We start from the raw sequence: 8,584 nt of genomic DNA, 5'->3' as shown, positions 1-8,584 counted from the left end.
TCTGTGGTAGCAGCAGATAATTTAGTGATGACCTTGTACTTTTTAGTGCTGTTTGCTTTACCTTCCATGAAGTGGCTACGGGGAATTTTCCCTAACCAGCGCTCTCAGGAGAATACTAATTCTAGTCAGTTTAGTGTCTTTGACTCCCAGTCTCGACAAGGACTCTCTGTTATCAATATCAGTTTGGCATTAGCCATTAGTATGACCATTTGTGCTGTAGGTTATGGTCTCGCTAGCTGGTTGGGTTTCAACAAAGGGGGAATTCTGGTAGAAACGGTTTTAATTGTGATGCTAGCGACACTATTCCCAAGTTATTTAGGTAGGATAACGGCTGCAGAAAAAATTGGCTATCTGCTGATGCAGGTATTTTTTGCTGTAATTGGAGCCAGCGCTAATGTGGAAATAGTGCTGCGAGTGGGATCAGTTCTGTTTATCTTTGCTGGATTAATTCTCGCCATCCATTTGTTAGTCTTACTCGGAGTTGGGCGATTGTTGGGTTTAGATTTAGCTGAGTTAGTAATTGCGTCGAATGCTAATATGGGTGGGCCAACTACAGCAGCGGCTATGGCGACAGCACGGCAGTGGGATAAGCTAGTTACTCCAGCGATTCTTTGCGGTACTCTGGGTTATGCAGTAGCTACGTTTATTGGTGTCGGGTTAGGGAATTTTCTTAGCTCTTTGGGTTGATATAGCGCTACGCGCAAGTAAGAAGTAAGAAGTCAGAAGTCAGAAGTAAGCTATGACTAAGTTTCGGAGTTTAGGAGCGATGCAGAGGTGCGACCCGTGGCGAATTTAATTCGCCAACGGAAAACGCACCATTACGGTCTTGGGGGTTCCCCCCATGAGCGACTGCATCAAGACAATGTAAAACATCTGAATGCGTAGTGCTATATAGCAGTTTTCAATTGGGTGAGGTACTGACTAGGAGTGGATTTTAGGGACTTCGGAGCAGGGACTTCGGAGCAGGGAAGTCGGAAAAAATCCTGTGTACCTTAGCTCATGAAAAACGCTATATCGCATTTCCCTATGTTTTGGAAATATTTCCGGATCTAGGTAGACCCCGGTTGGATTCAGGAATAGTAGATGCACCTTGACTTATTCCTCAGCTACCCGCTGGGGTTTTTTTGATCTTGAACGTAGATATAGGGGAATTAACCAGAAGCAGAGGAAGTTGGGTAAATATACAGAAGTGTGTTTTACACCTGGGTAACGTTTACGTCGCCCACACCAACAAACATCACCCCATTGCTTGTCATGCCAGTGAGCATAGCAAACTCGCTATCTGTGTCTAAAACACCGATCAAATCGGGCTTACTGAACTTGGCTACAGCATCTGTAATACCGTCACCGTTCACATCCTCAAAGTTGATATCCTCGGTGCAGCCTTCTCCTGTAGACGGACCAGGCATAAACTCTTCTAAGCAAACTTCCGTAATGGAAGTCGCGTCGAAAACACTGGTACCGAAGATTGCCACAGGTACGGTACCGTTACCCCTTAAATTGAAGGAGCTGGGGAAGGAACCGGGCTTAATGTCTATATCCACAGCCAATTTAACAGGTACATCCACAGTATCTTGTACTGGATCGGTTTGAGTACTATCAGCAATTCCAGTGTTGAGAACTTGACCGGTGAGTGCATCTGTTTCTGATACGCGGTAGATAACCTCAAAGCTTTTCATATCACCTGCACCTAGGAACTCGATAGTTTCATCAAGTCCTGTCAGGGGATCACTAACGGTAACATCAGTTAAATTCGCATCTCCGGTGCTACTGACTTTAATTGTATAGTTGAGATCGTCTCCTTGAGTAACAATACCATTGCCGTCATTATCGACAAAATCTACAAACATCTTGTCGATCTCCAGTTTTGGTTCAGGTAGATCAACTATCTCACTGTCCGTATCTGTAATATCCTCGCCTTGTGGGTCTTCGGCAGCTACGGTAGCAGTGTTTTCAATTGTACCTGCTGTAACATCAGCTGCAGTTACAGTGTAGGTAGCAGTACCAGTTACCTCCTCGCCTGGGTCTAAAGTTCCGTCAAAAGTACCAAAGTCGATCCCACTTAAACCAGGTAAGGGGTCTGTCACTCCTACATCAGTTAAGGTGACATTACCCGTGTTTTCAAGAGTGAAGCTATAGGTAAGTTCGTCCCCTGCACTAATATCTTGAGATGAATCAGCATCGTTGGTAAGTGCTACATCTTTGATCAGATCCACACCAGGCATCGGCTTTACACCGACTGTGGCATCATCGGTGATTGGCTCGGTTTCCGCACTATCAGCAGTAGCAACATTAACCAGATCAACCCCATTATCTAGATCTGCTTGAGTAACGGTATAGGAAGCCTGATATACCCAAGTTTCCCCAAAGTCTAAATTACCATCTCCATCAGTATCACCGCTAACAAAAGTTGGATTAAAATCATCGCCAGTGTCAGAGGTAAAGTTATCATCAACTAAGGTAATATTAGTTGCTTCTGAACCTTCAACTGTGTTGGTAATTTCATAGGTATATTCGATCTCATCTCCCGCTTCATCAACCTCTGTAACATTGGCTGTTTTTTCAAGTTCAAGTATGGGGTCAGGAAGAGGTGGCACATCTAAATTGCCGAATTGTTGAAAAGGAATTGTTTGTTCTCCGGTATTAATTCCTTCTTGTACAGGGGAAATAACTCGACCACCTGTTAACGCCCCTTGTAAATTACCTGTAGGATTACTACCAGCCTGGCAATCAAGACGGACATCAATACGAACAACTACCTGCTCTCCAGCTTCCAAGTTATCAATGGTTACTGTTCCCTCTAACTCAGAGCCAGACTGAAATAGATCGCCCGTTAATCCCTCGTTGGTGAGAGTAGCTGTACTGTCATTATCACCAATGTTGCCAGTATCGCCAGGATTTACTTCTACGTTAACAATGTCGCTGATAGCAGCACCTGATTGACCAGTTGTATCAGCTAAAAATGAAAAATCAAGTTCGATAGTTTGATTCGCATCTGCTGGATTCTGATCTACGGTAACTACAGCAAAATAAGAAACGATATCGTCACATTCAAAATCTCCAGCTTGTAAAGATTCAACGGTAGTTGTCGTTCCTCCATCACCGTAAGTTCCTCCTCCTGTACTGTGATCGTATGTCTCAGGATTTGCCGCTGCAAAATCAACTGAAAAATCACCACCAGCCATAATTTATTTCTCCTTTTATAACTATAAAATTCGTGAGACTTTCGTAGTATAAACCAACCTGCAAATCGTTGCAATTGATTGAGTTTTTGCAAGCCAAAACTAAAAAAAATAAATCATGGTTAATTTGCAACTGTAACCAGTCATGCTTAATCATTGGCATCAAAGCCTGATATGCTAAGCTATTTAGGGCTAAAATTGCCCCATAAGCCATCTTTTAAATTCAAAAATTTGAAAGCCAATATGTATATTAACCAGAAAAAAATTTTAGAGTCAAGCTGGACAATAAAAAACTCAACAAATATTAGCAATCTGAACACTTTATTTAGGTAATCATTGCTTTGTGAATTATTTGTGAGCATTGTCGTTGATAGTTTTTTTATGGGGGGTGACAGACAAGCTTAAATCCTTACTGGTTAATCAGTTCAGCCCATAGGTTAAATTGTACTCAAAGCCTTATATAGTAAGGTTTTTATGGCTCTTGCTACCTCAGCCTTTGAAAGTCAAGAGTCATATTAAATTTTTGAGTCGATCCGGACAATAAAAATTAAGTAATTATTCCGAAGTACTACGCTATTTGACGTAAACTTTGAATCTAAAAGCGATCGCGAGCTGACTTACTATAGCAGAAGTCAGAAGTCAGAAGTTAAACTATTGCCATACTGTAGTTTGAGACTTTTGTCATGTCCTAATTACCCTGGCGACTGCTATACTATGTGGATTAGTTGACTTTTATAAAATAAAAAATACCCAAGTATTAGTAGCCCAATAACACTATCAATAAGTAGCAAATTTGCCGATATGCTGGTGTTATATAATGTCGGCTAATTAGCCTTAATAAAAATTTGCCCCATCTCCCCATATGCCCACCCTCCCCGCGCCCGGGCCCCACACTCCCCAAGGGGTGCATCTCCTAAAAGCTGTTTGACCCGGTGGTGCGTTACGGGCAGCAACATAACCATGGCTACGAGGGAGAAAATGAGGGCTCCCCCTAACGCACCCTACCCAAGATTTTCAAATATGAGATGCACCCCTCCCCAAGGCAGGATAGTCTCACAAAACCCAAGGCAATTTAGCCGAAGAATTCCAAGGTTTCTCCCAAGAATCACCACCAACTTCTAATCCACATAACTTACTTTCAGCTATCAAAATCGGTTCAACGTTATCCCCACGTCGTTGTTTAAGTTCCAACTTCAGCTGACCTTGCATAGTATCTCGGCAAATGAAATTTAATCCCTTTTCCGTGGGAGCTCGTAGAAGTGTACCAGGTAAATCGGTTGTACCAGTTAACTCTACTTCATACTCACCATTGCGCCCTTGCATCTGCCAATTTCCCCAAGGCTGGATCTGCCAGGTTACTTCTGAATTCCAGGGCACGAATTCATAAAATTTACCTTCGTAGTGAATGCCAATCAAAGCAGCTGCTTCTGCCAACCCCACTACTTCCCGTCTACCACCACCAGCAGTTAGAGCCAGGTCTGGTTGATCGGTAAAACTGTTGCAATTGAGCCAAAACCACTTCTTAGGAAAAGCACGACCCCAATTTTTTTCCCCATAGGCCGGGACATTGGTAAAATCATAGAGCTTACCATTCCAATCAATCCAGCCAGTGGCTAAACCGTGGGCCATCAAGATTTGCCATCCTGGTTCAAATATCTGTAAAAACGAAAGCCAGCCAGCGGTTGATTGCTGGGCTTTTCCCAGATCTCCCCAGCCATAAATCGGTTTAATTTCATAGCGCCAATCACAATAGCCTCCGCTGGCTGGGTCCCGAATAAACCCTTGATTCAAGGTAGCTGTAGCCTGATATCCTTCCTTGATTTGATACTCAAATTTATCGGGGTTAAGGTATTGAGGAGTAATTTGTAATTTAGTTTTACCCCAATGTCCTAGACCTAAGGATTCCGATGACCCCCAAAACTCTTCCGGATGGGGAAAGGTACGACACAGATACTGATCATCAGGGCCTAGAATTTGGGCTGAACCACCACTATAGGGTTGACCACCAATGGGGTCTTCAATGGAATACATAAACGCAAAGGTCTGACCACAATTCGGTAAAGTCACCCGATAGTACCAACCTTCAAAAAAGCGTCCGCTCTTACCGTCCCAGTGATATCCGCTGTGGGGTGTTTGAAAAGGATCTGTCATAGACTAGGGTTTGGTTCGATTGAATTTTGATAGTCTCAGCTTAGGGAGAAACAGGATTTTGCCATTAATTCTTAGGCGTTGCTGAATCAGGGTCTGATTTGAGGAGTTGCGTTCCCGGGAGTAATAGCATCACATTTCTCGCCAGATAATCAACCCAAGTCAATCCTACTATGCAATGCCGATTAATGTCAGTAATAATTCTTAACATCAAAGGTACCCTCAAGGGTAATGTCAAGCCAGGGTTAGATTTTCTATGATCAATGTGTTGATTGAAATTAATTACAGCAAGAGGTAAATGATGAGTATAGCAGGAACATGGGGTCAATCTGAGGGTCAATCTGAGATTACAGTGGAGGATATGCAGGTTACTATCACTATGGGTACTCGTCCAAATGGGCGTGGTGTTGTGATCTGTAGTGACCCAGATGTAATACGAGTTAACTTCCCAGATGATCGAGTTTACCAAAAAATTTGGGTTTAAAGCCCCGTCCTTATAGGACGGCTTTTTTTTAAATTAAGACTTGACGGTTTTATCGCATCGTGTTAAGATAAAAACCAATAATGTTATAGATAAACATAGTCTTAAAATAAGTAGATGATGTAAAAAATAAGCTAAGAGCTCAGCTTATTGCATAATCAAATCTAACGATTTGGATATCTACGAAAACATAAGATCAAGAAAAAGTTTATCGAACTTGTTAACTAGATTAGGTACGGTGGGGCACACCGAAACCTAGGTCATAGACTAAATACGCTTGTGGAGAAGAGACCTCTATTTTTCCTGGCTCCGGCCTGGTTAAACAAGTCACCTCGTTGAAGCAAGAATCCCCGTCCTTACAGGGCGGGGAGTGTCAAATAGGTACTCTGATTAATCAAAATCAAATACAGTGGGCCGGGATAGGAACATTAAACGCGAATAACGTTTGGACGAGGTAACAAGTTTAGGTAGTGGTAAAGATGTAGTGGTTTAGCTACTTGTTTACCACTACCGAAGTTTAGACCTCGGCGTTTGAGTCGTAAGTAATAAGCTGTTGTGCATTTAAAATGCACAACAGCTTAGTTAAGATCAGGACCCAAATAGTCTATCAAGCGAAAAAGTTTTTGCTACTCCAAATCCGAGGAAATGTGGCGACATTCTGGTAATTCACTATCTTAAATTTTGGGATGTTCCAGATCCTTCTCTGTGTAATTATTTAAATTATACCTTAATTCAGCAACGCCAATTCTTTTGAAACTCCCCGTCTCTTTAGAGCGGGGAGTTTCAATAATCCGATGGTGGGCAGTGCCTACCAACTAGAAGCGTTGAAAGTTAGCAGGTTACATGTTCGATGTTGGGCAAATAACCTACCCGACAGGAACGCCAAAGGCGAACAACCCCATCACCTTCAACCTTCAACATTTTAGAATTTAGAATTTAGAATTTAGAATTTAGAATTTAGAATTTGGGTAAGTATTCAGCTATCAGCCATCATCCTATGCGCTAGGCGCATAGGCTTAGATGGGCTTTTCCTCAGACTTTCAATTCTCATTAATCTCGAACTATTAAATTCTCCCGTTCGTGTAGCGTGGCTCACGGCTGACAGCTGAAGGCTGACGGCTGAATGCTTATGAATTTGGAATTCTACATTCTGCATTCTACATTCTGCATTCTGACAGACAACCTTCAACCCCATAACCTTCAACCTTTAAAATCCCTAATGCCCGATAACAAGGTATTCACACCGGAAATGACTGCTGATGGCTCATTTACCTTTTTTTGTTCAGAAATTGGTGAATCCTATCACAGCCGACAAGGTGCCATAGAAGAAGCCCAGGTGAAGTTTGTCAAACCTTGCCAACTAGCCCAAAAAGCCCAACAGCCAGTGCTACGGTTGTTGGATATCTGTTATGGTCTAGGTTACAACACCGCTGCTGCCCTAGGGGAAATTTGGACACAAAATCCCCACTGCCATGTCCAACTGGTTGCCCTAGAATTAGACTCTACCGTACCACAAGCTGCGATCGCTCAGGGTTGGCTGAATCACTTTCGTGATCCTATCCCCCAACTATTAGAGGCTCTGGCAACTACTGGACTGGTTGAAACCGAGCAATTCCAAGCTCAACTATATCTCGGTGATGCCAGAGAGACTATCCAACAGGTGCAACAAGGTAACTTCCAAGCCGATGCTATCTTTCTTGACCCCTTTTCCCCACCTAACTGTCCTCAATTATGGACCCTAGAATTTATTCAACACTTAGCCCAATGTTGCTCAGACACCGGTAGACTAGCCACCTACTCTTGTGCCGCAGCAGTTAGAATTGCCCTGATCACAGCTGGGTTTACGATTGGATCTACCATTGAAGTAGGAAATCGACAACCCGGTACTATAGCTAGCTTTACTGAAGCTAATTTACCTAGCTTATCAATCCGAGAGCAAGAACATTTGCAAACTCGTGCTGCTGTGCCTTACCGAGACCCGAATTTATCAGACTCAGCCTCAGGCATTTTACACCGACGCCGCCTAGAGCAGCAAAACTCTTTACTTGAACCAACCTCTCATTGGAAAAAGCGTTGGTTGAGAGTTGATAGTTAAGATCAGCTATCAGCTATCAGCTTTCAGCTTTCAGCTTTCAGCTATTAGCTGAAAGCTAATAGCTTTCAGTTATCAGCTTTTAGCTATCAGCTATCAGCTATAGCGCTACCCGCACGCTACTTAAGGTGCTTTTGAATAAAACAGGTAACCATTTGTTTAATCTGAGTTACGTCTGCTGACCACTGACCACTGACCGCTGACCGCTGACCGCTGACTGCTGACTGCTGACCTTATAATAAGTTAATTTTAAGCTAATTAGCAATTAATCAGAGTTTTATCGGTAATAATTATATTTATTCTCCCAATAGATTCATCATTCTTCTCCTGAATTATTAATTCTCTCTCCTGCATCTTAAAAAAAACTGCCCATTTATGACATCAAACTGAGGTCAAGTGTGAGTATGATAGGGATGCAAAGATGGAAGCAAAAAGCTAATCTATGGTTGCAGTAGCAATTCTAGCGGCAGGACGCGGAACTCGCATGAAATCTGACCTGCCCAAAGTCTGTCACCGTTTGGGTTCACAAACTCTAGTGGAGCGAGTGCTCAACATACCTAATGCTTATGACTGCTTCTACAGCTTATGAAACTTATGGATAAATTTCCATGACAAACGTCATGTATCCATATGACCTTTCGCTATAGTCAGTTTGAAATGGCCTGTTTAATATTGAATTAT

The 8,584-nt window shown here is 42.6% G+C and carries 6 protein-coding genes and 1 pseudogene; 5 read left to right on the top strand and 2 right to left on the bottom strand.

From position 1 onward, the window contains the following. Positions 1-687: DUF819 family protein (locus tag F6K20_RS13965; protein ID WP_287295033.1), on the top strand; the 687-nt coding region annotated here is incomplete at its 5' end. A 509-nt stretch (positions 688-1,196) separates the two neighbouring features. Here F6K20_RS13965 and F6K20_RS13960 read toward each other — a convergent pair. Both F6K20_RS13960 and F6K20_RS13955 read right to left on the bottom strand, forming a co-directional pair. Beyond that, positions 1,197-3,185: a CLIPPER-2 domain-containing protein gene (locus F6K20_RS13960; protein WP_287263677.1), complete on the bottom strand. Its 1,989-nt coding sequence runs from the start codon at positions 3,183-3,185 to the stop codon at positions 1,197-1,199. Positions 3,186-4,235: 1,050 nt separating this feature from the next. Then, entirely contained in the window at positions 4,236-5,333 is a 1,098-nt protein-coding gene (locus F6K20_RS13955; RefSeq protein ID WP_008181943.1) for a tocopherol cyclase family protein, read from the bottom strand. A 295-nt stretch (positions 5,334-5,628) separates the two neighbouring features. Here F6K20_RS13955 and F6K20_RS13950 point away from each other — a divergent pair, with 295 nt between their 5' ends. From F6K20_RS13950 to F6K20_RS13935, 4 genes and pseudogenes are all read left to right on the top strand, one after another. Then, positions 5,629-5,814 (top strand): hypothetical protein, encoded by a 186-nt coding sequence (locus F6K20_RS13950; RefSeq protein WP_287255992.1) that lies wholly within the window; start codon positions 5,629-5,631, stop codon positions 5,812-5,814. Positions 5,815-6,605: 791 nt separating this feature from the next. Then, entirely contained in the window at positions 6,606-6,737 is a 132-nt protein-coding gene (locus tag F6K20_RS13945) for a hypothetical protein (protein WP_267872008.1), read from the top strand. Between the two features lie 197 nt (positions 6,738-6,934). Next, entirely contained in the window at positions 6,935-7,906 is a 972-nt protein-coding gene (locus F6K20_RS13940; RefSeq protein WP_008181947.1) for a tRNA (5-methylaminomethyl-2-thiouridine)(34)-methyltransferase MnmD, read from the top strand. Between the two features lie 439 nt (positions 7,907-8,345). Then, positions 8,346-8,456: pseudogene (locus tag F6K20_RS13935) on the top strand (NTP transferase domain-containing protein); the annotation flags it as partial. Positions 8,457-8,584: the final 128 nt, after the last annotated feature.

This window comes from Moorena sp. SIO2C4, from assembly GCF_010672485.1.
Lineage (GTDB): Bacteria > Cyanobacteriota > Cyanobacteriia > Cyanobacteriales > Coleofasciculaceae > Moorena > Moorena producens.
This window is presented reverse-complemented; position numbering and strand designations above follow the sequence as displayed.